The sequence below is a fragment of the Streptomyces sp. NPDC055140 genome, from assembly GCF_053607285.1.
Map to the genome: position 1 here is coordinate 1 of NZ_JBSGTG010000037.1, position 14,875 is coordinate 14,875.

Here is a 14,875-nt window from a genome sequence, read left to right on the forward strand (position 1 = left end):
CCGGTTTCTTGCGTGCGCTCCGCGCCCGTTGCCGCGGCGATGCTGCGCATCGCCACCACAGGATGCGATTCCTCCCGGGGGTGAACCCCCGGGGTTCCTCGCAAGAGCACGCTGAACTGCCTTACCAGGCCGGCGAACGCGTCCCGCTCGTCCGGTGTCAGGGGCACGGACTCCAGGGCGGGCCCGCCCTGACCCGGCAGCGAGGCGAGGGGCCGCTCGGTGCCCCAGCCCACATGGCGGACCAGCCGGACGAGACCGACCACCCACACCACGGTGGCGACCGCGAGGAACGCCACGCCCATCTGCAGAAAGATCGACACGTGCTCAGGCATGGCCCCAGCCAACACCACGGTCCGGGACTTTGGTCCCGGACCGTGGTGTATCTCGCATGAGTGGACAGTTCCGAACTGTCAGGTGTCTACCGGTATCTGCTGTCAGGTGGCCACCTGAATCTCCTGTCAGGCGGCCACCGGTATCTTCGGCTCCTCCCCCTTCTGCGCCGTCGCGTCGCCCGCCCCGTCCGCCCCGCCCTCGGGCGCGGACTTCCGCATGCCCTTCAGGATCACGACCAAGGCCGTCGACACACAGACTCCGGCGGCGATCGCGATGAGGTAGAGGAACGGGTTGCCGATCAGCGGGACCACGAAGATGCCGCCGTGCGGGGCGCGCAGGGTGCAGCTGAAGGCCATCGACAGGGCGCCGGTGACCGCGCCACCCGCCATCGAGGCGGGGATGACGCGCAGCGGGTCCGCCGCCGCGAACGGGATCGCGCCCTCCGTGATGAACGAGGCGCCGAGCACCCAGGCCGCCTTGCCGTTCTCGCGCTCGGTCTTGGTGAAGAGCCGGCCGCGCACGGTCGTCGCGAGGGCCATGGCCAGCGGCGGGACCATGCCGGCGGCCATCACCGCGGCCATGACCTTGAGCGAGCCCTCGGTGGGGTTCGCGAGGCCGCCGACCGCGAAGGCGTACGCGACCTTGTTCAGCGGGCCGCCCAGGTCGAAGCACATCATCAGGCCGAGAATGACACCGAGGATGATCGCGTTGGCGCCGGACAGGGAGTTCAGCCAGTCCGTCAGGGCGCGCTGGAGGGAGGCGATGGGCTTACCGATGACGAGGAACATCAGGAAGCCGACCACCGCGGAGGAGATCAGCGGGATGACGACCACCGGCATGATCCCCCGCAGCACGGGAGGCACGTTCACCTTCTGGATCGCCATCACGACGCCGCCCGCGATGAGACCGGCGGCGAGGCCGCCGAGGAAGCCGGCGTTGATGGTGAGCGCGATCGAACCGCCGACGAACCCGGGCACGAGCCCCGGCCGGTCGGCCATCCCGTACGCGATGAAGCCCGCGAGGACCGGGACGAGGAACGCGAAGGCGACGGAGCCGACCTGGAAGAGCAGCGCGGCCCAGCTGTCGGTCTGGGTCCACACGAAGTGCTCGGCGACGGACGGCGCCTTGTTGATGGTGTAGCCGCCGATCGCGAAGCCGAGGGCGATGAGGAGACCGCCGGCCGCGACGAAGGGGACCATGTAACTGACGCCGCTCATCAGCCACTTGCGCAGCTTGGTGCCGTAGCCGTCGCCGGCCTCACCGGCCCGGTCCACGGGGCTCGCGGACGCGGCGCCCGAGGTCGTCTCGCCGCGCGCGGCCTTCTCGCGCACCTCGCCGATGAGTGCGGCGGGCCGGTTGATGCCGGCCTTCACGCCGACGTCGACGGTGGGCTTCCCGGCGAAGCGGTCCTTCTCCCGTACGGGCACGTCGTGCGCGAAGATCACGCCATCCGCGGCGGCGATCACGCCGGGGGCGAGACGGGTGAACCCGGCCGAGCCCTGCGTCTCGACCACCACCTCCACGTCCCCCGCGTCCCGGCCTGCCTTCTCCAGGGACTCGGCCGCCATGTAGGTGTGGGCGATGCCGGTGGGGCAGGAGGTGACTGCCACGATCTTGAACTTCGCGGCGGGGGCCGCGGGAGCGGTCTCGGGCTCGGGCGTGGGCTCCGGCCCTGTAGCGGACTCCGGCTCTGTAGCGGACTCCGGCTCTGTAGTCTGCTCCGGCTCTGTAGTGGGCTCGGGTTCGTCTCCGCGGATCAGCGCCGCCGTGGCCCCCGCGTCGGTCGCCGTGCGCAGCGCCGCCTTGAAGTCCTCGTCCATCAACTGCCGTGCCAGCGACGACAGGATGGTGAGGTGAGCGTCGTCCGCTCCGGCGGGCGCGGCGATGAGGAAGATCAGGTCGGCCGGGCCGTCCGGCGCCCCGAAGTCGATCCCGTCGGCGCTGCGGCCGAAGGCGAGGGTCGGCTCGCTCACGTGCTCGCTACGGCAGTGCGGGATGCCGATGCCGCCGTCGAGGCCGGTCGGCATCTGCGCCTCGCGTGCCGCGACGTCGGCCAGAAAACCGTCCAGATCGGTCACCCGGCCCCGGGCGACCATCCGTTCGGCGAGGGCGCGGGCCGCCGCCTCTTTGGTGGTGGCGGACAGGTCGAGATCGACCAGGTCCGCGGTGATCATCTCGCTCATCGCGGGCTCCTTCGCACGCGTATCGCCTTGACGGCGGGGGTGGGGACGGGGGTTTCGCCGCGGGAACGGCGGCTCCAGAAGGGAGCGTGGGGAGTGATCAGGCCGGAGGCGACCGGGTGGGGCGTATTCAGGGACGGGGCGCAGGCCGTCATGGCGCGGGCTCCTTCAGTGCGCGGTCCAGCGGGACGTCCGACGTGAGGGTCACCGCGTCCGGGTCCAGGTCGGCCGGGGTCGGCATCGCGCTGCCCGGGAGCTGGACCGCCGCGGCGCCGTGGGCAACGGCCGAGGCCAGCGCCCGCGGGCCGGTGCCGCCCGCGATGAGGAAGCCGGCCAGGGAGGAGTCGCCCGCGCCGACGTTGCTGCGGACGGTGTCGACCGGGGCGGTGGCGAACCAGGCGCCCGAGCCGTCCACGAGCAGCTGCCCGTCCGAGCCGAGGGAGGCGAGTACGGCGCGCGCTCCGAGGTCCCGCAGCTCCTCGGCCGCCTTGAGGGCGTCGCCGACGGTGGCGAGCGGACGGCCGACCGCCTCGGCGAGCTCCTCCGCGTTCGGCTTGACGACGTCGGGCCGTTCGCGCAGGGCCGCGAGGAGGGCCGGGCCCGAGGTGTCGAGGGCGATACGGGCGCCGGCCGCGTGGGCGCGGGCGACCAGCTCGGCGTACCAGGGCGGGGTGAGGCCGCGCGGGAGGCTGCCGCAGCAGGCGATCCAGTCGGCGCCCGCGGAGCGCTCGCCGACGACGGTGAGCAGTGATTCGGCTTCTTCCGGGGTGAGTTCGGGACCCGGCGCGTTGATCTTCGTCAGGGTTCCGTCCGGCTCGGCGAGCGCGATGTTGGACCGGGTCTGTCCGGCTACGGGTACGGGGTCGACGCTGATCCCCTGGGCGTCGAGGAGTTCGGCGACCAGGGCGCCGGGCGCGCCGCCCAGCGGGAGCACGGCGAGTGTGGGGGCGCCGGCGGCGGCAACGGCCCGCGAGACGTTGACGCCTTTGCCGCCCGGGTCCATGCGCTCGCCGGTGGCGCGCAGGACCTCGCCCCGGTCGAGTGCGGGGACTTCGTAGGTGCGGTCCAGGGACGGGTTGGGGGTGACGGTGAGGATCATGCCGCGTGTGTCTTCCGTGGTGGCTTGCGTGGTGGCTTGCGTGGGGGTGCCGGAGCCGATGCCGGTGTCGGGGCCGATGCCCCGGTGTCTGGAGCCGGTTCCGGAGTCGGAGGGCTCATGCGCGGACCACCTCCGTGCCGCCCTTCTCGATGGCGGCCGCGTCCGCGTCACTGAGGCCGCTGTCGGTGATCAGCACGTCCACGTCGCCCAGGCCGCCGAAGCGGGCGAAGTGCTCCTGCCCGTACTTGGCGGAGTCGGCGAGCAGCACGACCCGGCGGGCGGCGGAGACGGCCGCGCGCTTCACGGCGGCCTCGGCGAGGTCGGGGGTGGTCAGGCCGTGTTCGGTGGAGAACCCGTTGGCCGCGAGGAAGAGGACGTCGGCGCGGATCTCCCCGTATGCCCGCAGGGCCCAGGCGTCGACGGCGGCGCGGGTGCGGTGGCGGACGCGGCCTCCGACGAGGTGCAGCTGGATGCCGGGGTGGTCGGCGAGGCGGGCCGCCACGGGCAGGCCGTGGGTGACGACGGTGAGCGTCGACTCCAGGGGCAGGGCCGCGGCAAGGCGGGCGACGGTGGTGCCCGCGTCGAGGATCACGGTGCCGTCCTCGGGGAGTTCGGCGAGCGCGAGCCGGGCGATGCGGTCCTTCTCGTCGGCCGCGGTGCCCTCGCGCTCGGCGACGTCGGGCTCGAAGTCGAGCCGCCCGGCCGGTATGGCACCGCCGTGCACACGCCGTACGAGACCGGCCCTGTCCAGGGTCTTCAGGTCACGGCGGATGGTCTCCGCGGTGACCTGGAACTCCTCGGCGAGTGACAGCACGTCCACGCGTCCGCCGTCACGCGCGAGGCGGAGGATTTCCTGCTGCCGCTCCGGTGCGTACATGTCCGTCTGCCTCCGACGTCTCGCCCGGATGTGCCCGAGTCTGTGGTTTCGATCTGAGACTACGACTGGATTTCCAGAAAGTAAACAGGTTCGGGCATGCCGCAGACGCAATCGGACTTTGATCAGGGGTGCGACAGGCAGTTCTCCGCGGCCCGACAGGCGGTTCTCCGCGAGGAGGTACGGCGAAGGGCCCGGCCTCCTCACGGAGAACCGGGCCCTTCGGGGTACCTGCCGTGCGTATGGCACCTACCGCGCCTACCGCACCCGGGGCGCCTTCGGCACCTGCGGCCCTTACTGGCCCATGACGTACTTGACCGTCGGGCCCGTGGTCCAGCCGCCGTCCACGGCGAGCTCGGCGCAGGTGATGTACGAGGAGTCGTCCGAGAGCAGGAACACGGCCGCCTTGGCGATCTCGCCCGCCTCGCCGACGCGGCCCATCAGCGAAGCCGGGCCTGACGACACGGCACACAGGTTGCGGTTCCTGGGGGCGCTCCGCGTGGAGAACGCCGAGCTTGAGCCGCCCGTCATCGAACTCGCGGCTCACCTGCTGCTGCGCCTGGGCAGTAGTGCCGACGTGCCTGCCGGGGCTGCGGGCGGTTGAGCGGAGACAGCAGTGACCGGCCGGGGGCCTCTCGCGTGCCAAAAAGGCCACGGAGGCTGGCCACCGGCCGGCGTCTGTGCTCGGAACTGCCGGGCCTACAGCTTCGGGTCGATGCCCGGCTTGCCCGTACCGCCTGCATGCTCGCTCTGCTCCTTGAGCTGGCGGGCCTTGTCCTTCAGACGCTGACGCTCCTGCGGGTCAGTGGCGCGTTCCGCGGCCTGTTCGAGGTCCTGAGCCTTAGCACGCATCTGCTGGATACGACCGGACTCGCCTGCAGCGCTCATGATCACTCCTTGGGTGATGAGGAAGAGCGGGCCACACCAGAGAAACAGGCCCCGTCACCCCGTGCATCTCGAGCGGTCACCCACTGCTATCTACGCAGCTGGAGACGCCCTCGCGGAACGACGGCACAGCCCGAGGAGTGCCGACCAACCACCCGATGGGGGGTGGACGCGGCGGTAGTGGGCCATCGACACATCCAGATGCTGTGAATGGTGGGGCCGAGTGGAGCCGATACCAAACCCTCAAAACCCCCGCATACAGAAACAGAAAAAGGGTCCAGCACGCGGATTGCGTGCCGGACCCTTTTGATTTCCGTTCAGCCGGTCGTGCCCTCCACCGCGGACGCCGTTACCGGTGGGGCAACGCCCGGACGAATCCGGCCCCTGCTCGCACGTCCTCTCCTGCGACTCGAACTACGCCGTCTTCCAGGGCGTGCAGAAGCATGACTGGCGGTCAGAGGTCGAGGACGGCGCATAGGGCCTGGTCGACGCGGGCCATGGTGGCGGGGTCGACGGTGCCGCGGTGGGTCGCCTCGGCGAAACGGACGGCGCGCAGTTGCTGGAGATTCACGGCGACTGCCGTGCAGGAGATCGGGTCGGTGATACCGACGGACATCGCGGTGTCGGGGTAGCGACCGGCGGAGTGCAGCACGATCGCGAGGACGGCCCCGTACGCCTCATCGAGGCCGGTCAGGGAGACCACCAGGACGTGTCGGTCGTCGGGCAGGGACCAGACGTCCCCGCGCTTGATCTCTCGGGTCACAGACTGTCACCCTCGCCCGCCAGATCCTGGCCGAGACCGAGCGCAGCGAGCTGGTGACCGGCGTCCAGGGTCGCGGCGCGGCGGGCGGCACGGACGATGTAGGCGTTGGTGCTCAGCCCGGCCGCCTTCGCCGCCTGCCTGATCGCGGGAGCCAGTTCATCGGGGACGCGCAGCGTCATCGGGGTAATCGACATGACACCAGACTAGACACCACAAAGCGGTGGCGCGAGGTGATGTCAGTAACTGTGGTCGGGCAGGTTCGAGCTGCTCGGATTTTCCGCGGAAAATGTCCTGTGCCACTCACCTTGAGTGCATCCCATCGAGGTTGAGTGGTGCGGGCCGCTGGCTGGGAATCCGTGCCTCAGGGCTTACCCAGGCGTACGGCGAGGGCGGCGATGTCGTCGTCAAGGCGCCCTCTGCTGTGGCGGAGGAGGTCGTGGTGAAGCGCCGTGAGCAGTTCGCGTGGCGGTGTCGGGGGCTGTCGACGCATCCAAGCTGCCAGCGGGAAGAACTCGCCGTCGCGGGCGCGGGCCTCGGCAATCCCGTCCGTATAGAGGAGCAGCAGGTCGCCGGGGTCGAAGTCGAAGGTGTCGATGGTGTAGTGATCGCCGATCAGCTCCGCGAGGCTGAGCAGTGGCGAGGGGATGGCAGATTCGAGGACACGGAGATTCCTGCGGTTCAGGAGCAGCGGCGGAGGGTGCCCGCAGTTGAGGATGTCGATACGTCTGCCCTCGTGCGGGATCTCGGCGAGAAGGGCGGTGGCGAAGCGCTCCATCGGCCCGTCGGGGGGAAAGGCGGCGTTGTGACGGGTACTGCTGGCGTCCAGCCTGCGTGCGACGTTGACCATGTCGGTCTCTGCGTAGGCCGCCTCCCGGAAAGCGTTGACGATCGCCGCGGCCGCTCCCACTGCCGGCAGGCCCTTGCCCCGCACGTCTCCGATGAGCAGCCTGACCCCGTATGGCGTGTCGACCACCTCGTAGAAGTCCCCGCCGATGCGGGCCTCCGCCGCGGCCGCGAGGTACAGCGACTCAATCTCGACGTTCCCGAAGCGGCGTGGCATAGGGCTCAGCACCACCTGTTGCGCCACGTCGGCGACGAGCCGGACCTGGAAGAGGGTGCGCTCCCGCTGGAGCCGGACATGGCTTCCGTACGCGGCGGCCACGGTGACCGCGATGATCCCTGCGGCCGTCCACCACGTTCCCAGATCAGGGAAGACAAGGCTGAGGCCGATCATCAGAAAGAGGCAGACCGTCCCGAGCAGGACGGTGGGAAGGACCGGCCACATAGCGGCGGCCAGGGCTGGCGCCGCGGGCAGGAGGCGGCTGAAGGCCATTTCCGGCGGAGTGGTGTAAGCCAGGCTGGCGATCACGACGGTCAGAATGACCGGCGACAGCCGCACGAGCCTCCCCCGGCCGTAGCGCCGACGGAGCCGCGGCTGCCCAGACTCGATCACACTTCCCAGAATATCTGCACAATAAGGGCATAGCGCTCTGACGAATAGAGTCGGCTGCCTGCCCCTCCCCCTCCACAGCCGATGAGCGCTATGGCCCGCGCCACTCAACCCTTGCTGTCGCTGATCAACCTTTGCTGGCACAGGAGTGTTCTCGACCTTGGCGATGCCGTCACCGAGTCCTAGCAGCACCTCCTCAACCGCGGCAGCCAGCTCCACCATCGACGCGCCCACCCGACGACCGCGCGGCACCTCCACCCTGTGGCGACGGCGGACTGCCCTGGAAGCCGGGGCCTGGCCTGTGACGGAGGCGACCGCCTCAAGCCCGATGTGCTCGTCGGCGAAGAGCCGGTAACAGACCAGGCCGATCGAGCGGCGGTGCTCGCGCACGGCATGAATGACACGTCTCCGGCACCGGCACCGGTCACTGCGCATCGGGTCGTGAGGAGGCTGCGCACCACACTGCGCAGCCTCTGAGAACGAGGGTGCGCAGTCGGCCGTCGGACTCTGTGCAACCCCGGAGTTGGACGCCTTATCGCCGGCCCGGCCGCCTTCGCCCTGGCTCTCGCCCAGCCGCCCACCACCGTGGTCGCCCGAGGCGCCCCCGCACCAGCCCGCACCAGCTCTGCCGCGACATAGTCGGCCGATCCATCCGGCTATGTCGCCGAGTTCGCCGACGCCTGGCTGCGCTCGGATGCCCACGCCCCTAACAGCGCCACTGCGCTGCGCGCCGTGCCGTTCGTCCTCTCGTTCCCCCGACCTGCTCTTGTGCCCCGCCCAGCGAGGTGGCCGATGGTTGTGAAGCTGTAACTGAGCGCTTCAGTCGGCCGTGCGCAGCCGACTTGGGCCGACAGGGCTGATGGGGTCCTGGAGAGCGTGGAGGGTAGAGGTTCCTCTTGAGCGCGGGTTTGGTGTCAGGTCGGCCGGAGGCGGGCGGACGGTGGGACGGGCGGTGGACTGCAACGTGGAAGACAGCCCGGCCGGTGTGTCGTCTGCCCGGTCCGCGCGGTGGACGTATCGAAGTCACTCCCCACGTAACCTCTCACTGTGTCAGCCTCCCGCCTGCATCGCGTCGCCGTCCTTGTGCTCGAGGGTGCGAAGCCGCTCGACGTCGGAATTCCCGCGCAGGTTTTCACGACCCGCGCGAGCATGCCGTACGAGGTGCGGGTGTGCGGGGCGGCACCCGGTCTCGTGGCCGGCGGCGATGGCCTCGCGTACTGCGTCGCCCACGGCCTCGACGCGCTTGCGTGGGCCGACATCGTCTTCGTCCCCGGCTACCGGTTCCCGGACCGCGACGACCCGCCGCAGGCCGTCGTCGACGCACTGATCGCCGCCCACGACCGGGGCGCGCGGCTCGCCGCCATCTCGACGGGCGCCTTCGCGCTCGCCGCCACGGGCCTGCTCGACGGCAAACGCGCCACGACGCACTGGCACTACACACGGGCACTCGTGGCCAGGCATCCGCTCGTCCAGGTCGACGAGAACGTGCTGTTCGTCGACGAGGGCAGCGTGCTCACCTCGGCCGGCGCCGCCTCCGGCATCGACCTGTGCCTGCACATCCTGCGCGGCGACCTCGGAGTGGCCGCGTCCAACCACGCGGCCCGGCGTCTGGTTGCGGCCCCCTACCGCAGCGGCGGCCAGGCCCAGTACGTGCCGCGCAGCGTCCCCGAGCCGCTCGGCGAGCGGTTCGCCGCCACCCGCGAGTGGGCGCTGCACCGACTCGGCGAGCCCCTCACCCTCGACACACTGGCGCGGCAGGCGGGGGTCTCGCCGCGCACGTTCTCCCGGCGCTTCGTCGAGGAGACCGGCTACACGCCGATGCAGTGGGTGATGCGCGCCCGCATCGACCTGGCCCGCGAACTGCTCGAGCGCTCGCAGCGCAGCGTCGAACAGATCGCCGCCGACGTCGGGCTCGGCACCGGCGCGAACCTGCGCCTGCACTTCCAGCGCATCCTCGGCACCACACCGAGCGAGTACCGGCGCACCTTCACCCGGGGCGAGTAGGCAGCCCGGCACCGCGTGACGGAATGGCGGGATCCTTTCGAACCGTGGCGATCCCGCCACTGTCAGCGGCCCTGGCCGCGGGCGAGCCTGGTGGCGAAAGGAAGGGACATCACTCATGACTCGCATCGCCATCAACGGATTCGGCCGCATCGGACGCAATGTGCTGCGCGCACTGCTGGAGCGCGACAGCGCCCTCGAGATCGTCGCCGTCAACGACCTGACGGAGCCCGCCACTCTCGCCCGGCTGCTCGCCTACGACAGCACGGCCGGCCGGCTCGGCCGCCCGGTGACCGTCGACGGGGACGTCCTCGTCGTCGACGGCCGTCGGATCACGGTGCTGGCCGAGCGCGAACCGGCGCAGCTGCCGTGGGCCGAACTCGGCGTCGACATCGTCCTGGAAGCCACCGGCCGCTTCACCTCGGCCAAGGCTGCCCGCGCCCACCTCGACGCGGGCACGAAGAAGGTACTCGTCAGCGCGCCGTCGGACGGCGCCGACGTCACGCTCGCGTTCGGGGTCAACACCGACGCCTACGACCCGGCCGTGCACACGATCGTCTCGAACGCCTCATGCACCACCAACGCGCTCGCGCCGCTGGCCGCGGTCCTCGACGAACTCGCCGGCATCGAGCACGGGTTCATGACGACCGTGCACGCCTACACGCAGGAGCAGAACCTGCAGGACGGTCCGCACCGCGACGCTCGTCGTGCCCGGGCCGCCGGCGTCAACATCGTGCCGACCACGACCGGCGCCGCCAAGGCGATCGGCCTGGTGCTGCCGAACCTCGACGGCAAGTTGTCGGGTGACTCGATCCGCGTACCGGTGCCGGTGGGCTCGATCGTCGAACTCAACACGACCGTCGCCCGCGACGTGACGCGTGACGACGTGTTGGCGGCCTACCGCGCCGCAGCGGAGGGGCCGCTGGCCGGCATCCTCGAGTACTCGGAGGACCCGCTCGTGTCGTCCGACATCACGGGCAATCCCGCCTCGTCGATCTTTGACTCGGCCCTCACCCGCGTCGACGGCCGCCACGTCAAGGTGGCAGCGTGGTACGACAACGAGTGGGGCTTCTCGAACCGCGTGATCGACACGCTCGAGTTCCTCGCCACCCGCTGACCGGACACCGGGGCGGTGCCTCGCCTCCGGCGACCGCGCCGGCCAGCACTTCCTTCGGGCGCTCTGGTTGACCAGTCGGGCCAACCGGAGCGCTCAGTCACAGAAGCGGGTCCGCCCGGCCTCCGGAGGGTGCGCGAGCGCCACGGGTCAAAGGTTCTTCGAGCGTCACCCCGCGAGAGCCTAGGAGGGCATCTGACCAACGTTCAGGGCGTGTTGACCGACTCACCGGATTCGATTCGCCAGGGTGGTGCGGATTCTCCCGTGAGTTCGCGGCTCATTTTGTTGGCCATTGCCCAGTGGATCATTGCCCGGAACCTTTGAGGCAGGGTTCGTAGTCTCGTGCCAGCCGCCGGCGCTGCATCAGCCGGCCGAAGGTGCGCTCGATCACCCACCTTTTCGGCAGCGGCTGAAAGCCTTTCACTGTCGGCCGTTTGACGACCTCGATGTCGATGCCCAGGCCGGCACCGTGCTGGAACACACTGGTCTCCCGAGAAGCCGCCGATCAGGGCGACCTTGGCCGCCTTCTCCGGTCGCGCGCCGGTGGCTTGGTCGTGCCGCCCAGAGCGGCGCGTGGGTCGAGGCGTGCGGTGTCGTTGACGGAGGTGAGGACCGGCCAGGTCTCCGCGCCCGGCTCGTAGGGCTGGTCGGGGTGGGTGTTCGGTGGAGTAGCCAGGGACTCAGCGACCGATCTCGAACTTGGGCGGTTCGAGGCTCTTCAGGCATGCGGTCTTCGGTGCGGCCGGGGTGTCGAAGAAGGAGACGGTGATCTCCTGGGCGCACTTCGAGGTGGCGAACACCACGTGCGGCTCGTACGGGACCGTGACGACCTTGGCCTTGCTCAACGTACTGGCGACGTACGGCCCGTTGTCCGCCCCGGTCTGGGAGTCGAAGCTGCCCGACAGGGCGAGAGTGGGGATGTCGCCGCGGGTCACGTCCCGGATCGAGCGAGGTGCCGCGGGAACGTTCCATACGTCGCAGTCCGGGCGGAGGAACGTGAGCTGAGGGGCTTGGGCCTGGACCGAGCGGGGGAAGGACGGAAACGCCTCCTGTCCGGCTCGCAGCGCCTCTTCCTCGCTCTCGTACGGCGTCCACGCGCTGCAGAAGACGCCGTAGACGAGACCGTGTGCAACCCTGCCCAGGGCCTGGGGGCTGAGCTTGCCGCCGGCCCACTGCTGGGCGATCCGCTGGGGCTTGCCGTGCGCCAGCTCGTCGAGGGCGATGGGTACTTGGGGCGCCACGTGGGTGGCGGAGGTCATCCAGTTCACCAGGGCCCCGCCGTCCAGTACGACCTTTACCGGCTTGTCGCTCCCTGGGAGCTTGACCGTGGTGGTGACCGGCTTGGCTTCGAGGTCGCGGACGAGCTTGTCGAAGGTGGCCGACAGGTTCGGGTAGCGCTTGTTGCACGCGGGCTGGTCCGCGCAGGCCTTGAACAGACCGTCGAAGCCCTGCCGGGCGCTGCTCCAGGTCAGGGCCGACCCGCCCTTGGACGGCGGCAGTATGCCGTCGAGGCCCACCGAGCGGAGCCCGTCGGGGTGCAGGCGCATGTAGACCAGTGCCAGGTGGGTGCCGTACGAGATGGCGTACAGGTTCCACTGCTTGATGCCGAGCGCGGTGCGCAGGTCGTCGTAGTCGGCGGCGCTCTCGGTGTCGTTGTAGGCACTGAGGTCGATGCCGCGGGCCGCCAGTTGGTCGTGGCAGGCCTTCGTGGCCTCGACGTGCAGGCGCTCGGTTGACGGCGCGTCGTAGACGAGACCGACCGCTTGCGCGTTGAACCTGTCGATGTTGGGGCACAGGAGGTTTGGCTGGGCCGAGTACGTACCGCGCTGGGACATGAGGATCACGTCACGGTCGCGGTTCAGGCCGCCGTCGATCGCCATCTGCGCCTCCCCGACCGCGTCGTCCCCGGGTCCGCCCGCGAGCCACACGATGGGGTCGGGTTTCGGTGTGGCGGACGCGGCCGGCACGATCGCGACACCGAGTTTGATCGTTTTACCGGTCGATTTGGCGCGGTTCTCAGGCACGGTGAGGGATCCACAGCGGGCCCCCTTGAGCGCCTCGATCGGTTCCGGCGTCCTGGGGCAGGGGCCCGGTTCGTATCCGGCGTCGCCCACCGTGCGGGCGGCCGTGCCGATCGGCGCCTCGGGGCTGGCGCTGGTGTCGGTGCGGGACTGTGCCTGAGCAGGCGCTGCGAGCAGGCCGGTGACGAGGAGACCGGTTGCTGTGCCGACCGATGTGGCCTGAAGTCGTCGTACGGTGCGTCGACGACGGGGCGCGTGGTGGAGAGTCATCCGCCCTCCCAGTCATTTCGGTTTCGGGGTGCTCGTGAACGGTTCGGGTTCGAGATCGTCCACGCACGAGGTGTCGGGGGCGGTCGGGCGAGCGAAGAACGACGCCAGCACGCGCTGCGCGCAAGGCGACTGAGGGACCACCCAGTGGCCGATTCCGGGGACCTGTATGGCGGTCGAGCGGGACAGGTTGCGGGCCACGCCCTTCGCCCAACTTGCCCCGGTCTTCACGTCGAACGTGCCGGAGACGACGAGCGCCGACACCGAGCTGACCGTGGCCACTCGCTGTACCTTCGCGCGGTCCGGAACCTTCCAGATCCCGCACACCGGGTACTGGAAGGGCAGCTGCGGCACCTGGGCCAGGACCGTGTCCGGCCACCCGGGGAATGCCTTGCGCCCCGCTTTCAGCACGTCGGATTCCGAGTAGCCCGGAGCCCACTCGCTGCACGCTATCGAGTTCGTCAGTCCGTGCGCGAAGGCACCGACGTTCTGGACCGAGCCGGCCGCGCGGGCCTGCGCGAAGCGCCTCGGATTTCCGCGGCTGAGCTCGTCGAGCGCCGCCGGGATGTCCTTGGGCCGGGGGGTGAAGGCGACGATCAGGTTCAGCAGCGCGCCTCCGTCGAGGACGACCTTGACCGGCTTTCCTCCGCTCGGCGGCGTGACGTTCAGAGTCAGGGGGTGAGCCTCCAGCTTGCGCACCTGCTCCGTCAGCATGCGGGGGAGGTCCGGGTACCGGTCCTTGCAGGCGGGCTGCGCCGCGCACGCCTTGAAGATGTTGTGGATCCCCTCGGCGGCGCTGCCCCATCCCCACGGCAGGGTCACGGCTTGGGGAGGTGTGATCGAGTCGATCGCCACCGCCCGGATTCCCTCGGGGTGCAGGCGCAGGTAGGTGAGGGCCAGGTTGCTGCCGTAGGAGTACCCGTAGACGTTCCACTTGGGGATGTCCAGCGCCTTGCGCAGGTCGGCGAAGTCCGCGGCGTTCTCGGTGGTGTTGTAGGCGCTCAGGTCGACGCCGGCGGCCGTCAGGCGGCCCCGGCAGTCCTTCACCGCCTTCAGCATGAGTTGTTCCGCCTGGTGTGAGTCATAGCCCAGGCCCACGGCCCTCTCGTTGAATCGGTCGACCTCAGGGCAGGCGAGGTTCGGCTGGTCGTAGAGGTTGCCGCGCTGGGCCATGATGATCAGCTCGCGGTCCTTGTTCAGGCCGGAGTCCATGAGGAAGGGAATGTCGTCGAACGTGTCGGCACCGGGGCCGCCCGCCATGAACACCACCGGGTCCTCGGAGGGCTTCTTCGCAGCGGCCGGAATGACCGCCACGGCCAGCTTGACGGTCCGGCCGCCGGGGCGGGAGCGGTTCTCGGGGACCTCCAGGAAACCGCACCGTGCCTTGCTCAGCGCTTCGATGGGCTCGGGCGGCTTCGGACAGGCGCCGGGCACGAACCGGGGGGCTGTCGGGCTGGGCCCGGCGGCCTGGGCAGCTGCCGATGGGGCACTGATCGGTGTGGTGCCGAATGCTGCCAGGCAGGCCAGAGCGGCCGCGGCAGTCACCGCGTGGATGCACACCGCGTGGATGCTGCGCTTTGGCATGTGATCTCGTTCCTCTGCCGACAACATCGGCGGTGGCCACTGACGGGACCAGGCCGCAACGGTTTGGGCGGAACGCGCGTTTCGACGTTACCGGGTGGCGCATTCGGGTGCACGCGGAGCGGTCACGAACCGTAACCCCCCGGCCTGTCCGACACGATGGGACGCGCGCCGCATCACACGGCCCGACCCGCACGAATCGCCGGCCCGCCCGCGTCGGCGCGAGGTCCGCTCCCGGTGTCGGGTCGACCGAGTCCGTGCCCCTTCCCGCCCGGACGGCACCCAGTCCACCCCGCCGCCCTGAGCG

12 protein-coding genes and 2 pseudogenes are annotated in these 14,875 nt (G+C 70.2%); 2 read left to right on the forward strand and 12 right to left on the reverse strand.

Annotation, left to right across the window (positions count from 1 at the left end):
• From ACWFR4_RS41210 to ACWFR4_RS41250, 9 genes and pseudogenes are all read right to left on the reverse strand, one after another.
• Positions 1-332, reverse strand: a 332-nt coding sequence (locus tag ACWFR4_RS41210) for a hypothetical protein (RefSeq protein WP_453656703.1), incomplete at its 3' end; no start/stop codon positions are given.
• A 126-nt stretch (positions 333-458) separates the two neighbouring features.
• A complete protein-coding gene (locus ACWFR4_RS41215) occupies positions 459-2,516 on the reverse strand; it encodes a PTS fructose transporter subunit IIABC (protein WP_453656704.1) in 2,058 nt (685 codons plus the stop codon).
• A gap of 148 nt (positions 2,517-2,664) precedes the next feature.
• Entirely contained in the window at positions 2,665-3,612 is a 948-nt protein-coding gene (gene pfkB, locus ACWFR4_RS41220) for a 1-phosphofructokinase (RefSeq protein WP_453656705.1), read from the reverse strand.
• 115 nt (positions 3,613-3,727) lie between these two features.
• Positions 3,728-4,489: a DeoR/GlpR family DNA-binding transcription regulator gene (locus tag ACWFR4_RS41225; protein ID WP_453656706.1), complete on the reverse strand. Its 762-nt coding sequence runs from the start codon at positions 4,487-4,489 to the stop codon at positions 3,728-3,730.
• A 291-nt stretch (positions 4,490-4,780) separates the two neighbouring features.
• Positions 4,781-4,939: pseudogene (locus ACWFR4_RS41230) on the reverse strand (SDR family oxidoreductase); the annotation flags it as partial.
• A 246-nt stretch (positions 4,940-5,185) separates the two neighbouring features.
• Positions 5,186-5,374 (reverse strand): DUF6381 family protein, encoded by a 189-nt coding sequence (locus tag ACWFR4_RS41235; RefSeq protein ID WP_453656707.1) that lies wholly within the window; start codon positions 5,372-5,374, stop codon positions 5,186-5,188.
• A gap of 451 nt (positions 5,375-5,825) precedes the next feature.
• Entirely contained in the window at positions 5,826-6,134 is a 309-nt protein-coding gene (locus tag ACWFR4_RS41240) for a type II toxin-antitoxin system PemK/MazF family toxin (RefSeq protein WP_453656708.1), read from the reverse strand.
• Entirely contained in the window at positions 6,131-6,328 is a 198-nt protein-coding gene (locus ACWFR4_RS41245; protein ID WP_266569773.1) for a YlcI/YnfO family protein, read from the reverse strand. The genes ACWFR4_RS41240 and ACWFR4_RS41245 overlap by 4 nt, the downstream gene beginning before the upstream one ends.
• Positions 6,329-6,495: 167 nt before the next feature.
• Entirely contained in the window at positions 6,496-7,587 is a 1,092-nt protein-coding gene (locus ACWFR4_RS41250) for a PP2C family protein-serine/threonine phosphatase (RefSeq protein WP_453469686.1), read from the reverse strand.
• 1,044 nt (positions 7,588-8,631) lie between these two features.
• Here ACWFR4_RS41250 and ACWFR4_RS41255 point away from each other — a divergent pair.
• Positions 8,632-9,588 (forward strand): GlxA family transcriptional regulator, encoded by a 957-nt coding sequence (locus ACWFR4_RS41255; protein ID WP_453656709.1) that lies wholly within the window; start codon positions 8,632-8,634, stop codon positions 9,586-9,588.
• 115 nt (positions 9,589-9,703) lie between these two features.
• On the forward strand, positions 9,704-10,702 hold the full coding sequence (gap, locus tag ACWFR4_RS41260) for a type I glyceraldehyde-3-phosphate dehydrogenase (protein WP_453656710.1): 999 nt from the start codon (positions 9,704-9,706) through the stop codon (positions 10,700-10,702).
• A 328-nt stretch (positions 10,703-11,030) separates the two neighbouring features.
• Here the strand turns inward: gap and ACWFR4_RS41265 are convergent.
• From ACWFR4_RS41265 to ACWFR4_RS41275, 3 genes and pseudogenes are all read right to left on the reverse strand, one after another.
• Positions 11,031-11,147: pseudogene (locus ACWFR4_RS41265) on the reverse strand (IS5 family transposase); the annotation flags it as partial.
• Between the two features lie 232 nt (positions 11,148-11,379).
• Positions 11,380-12,990 carry an alpha/beta fold hydrolase gene (locus ACWFR4_RS41270; protein ID WP_453656711.1) on the reverse strand — a complete coding sequence of 537 codons (1,611 nt, stop codon included), beginning with the start codon at positions 12,988-12,990 and terminating at the stop codon, positions 11,380-11,382.
• Positions 12,991-13,002: 12 nt separating this feature from the next.
• A complete protein-coding gene (locus tag ACWFR4_RS41275) occupies positions 13,003-14,571 on the reverse strand; it encodes an alpha/beta fold hydrolase (RefSeq protein ID WP_453656712.1) in 1,569 nt (522 codons plus the stop codon).
• Positions 14,572-14,875: the final 304 nt, after the last annotated feature.

Bases quoted from the DNA above. Each gene is read 5' to 3' on its own strand.
- ACWFR4_RS41245 (WP_266569773.1), bottom strand. From the start codon at position 6,328: ATGTCGATTACCCCGATGACGCTGCGCGTCCCCGATGAACTGGCTCCC.
- pfkB (WP_453656705.1), bottom strand. From the start codon at position 3,612: ATGATCCTCACCGTCACCCCCAACCCGTCCCTGGACCGCACCTACGAA.
- ACWFR4_RS41270 (WP_453656711.1), bottom strand. From the start codon at position 12,990: ATGACTCTCCACCACGCGCCCCGTCGTCGACGCACCGTACGACGACTT.
- ACWFR4_RS41225 (WP_453656706.1), bottom strand. From the start codon at position 4,489: ATGTACGCACCGGAGCGGCAGCAGGAAATCCTCCGCCTCGCGCGTGAC.
- gap (WP_453656710.1), top strand. From the start codon at position 9,704: ATGACTCGCATCGCCATCAACGGATTCGGCCGCATCGGACGCAATGTG.
- ACWFR4_RS41275 (WP_453656712.1), bottom strand. From the start codon at position 14,571: ATGCCAAAGCGCAGCATCCACGCGGTGTGCATCCACGCGGTGACTGCC.
- ACWFR4_RS41215 (WP_453656704.1), bottom strand. From the start codon at position 2,516: ATGAGCGAGATGATCACCGCGGACCTGGTCGATCTCGACCTGTCCGCC.
- ACWFR4_RS41235 (WP_453656707.1), bottom strand. From the start codon at position 5,374: ATGAGCGCTGCAGGCGAGTCCGGTCGTATCCAGCAGATGCGTGCTAAG.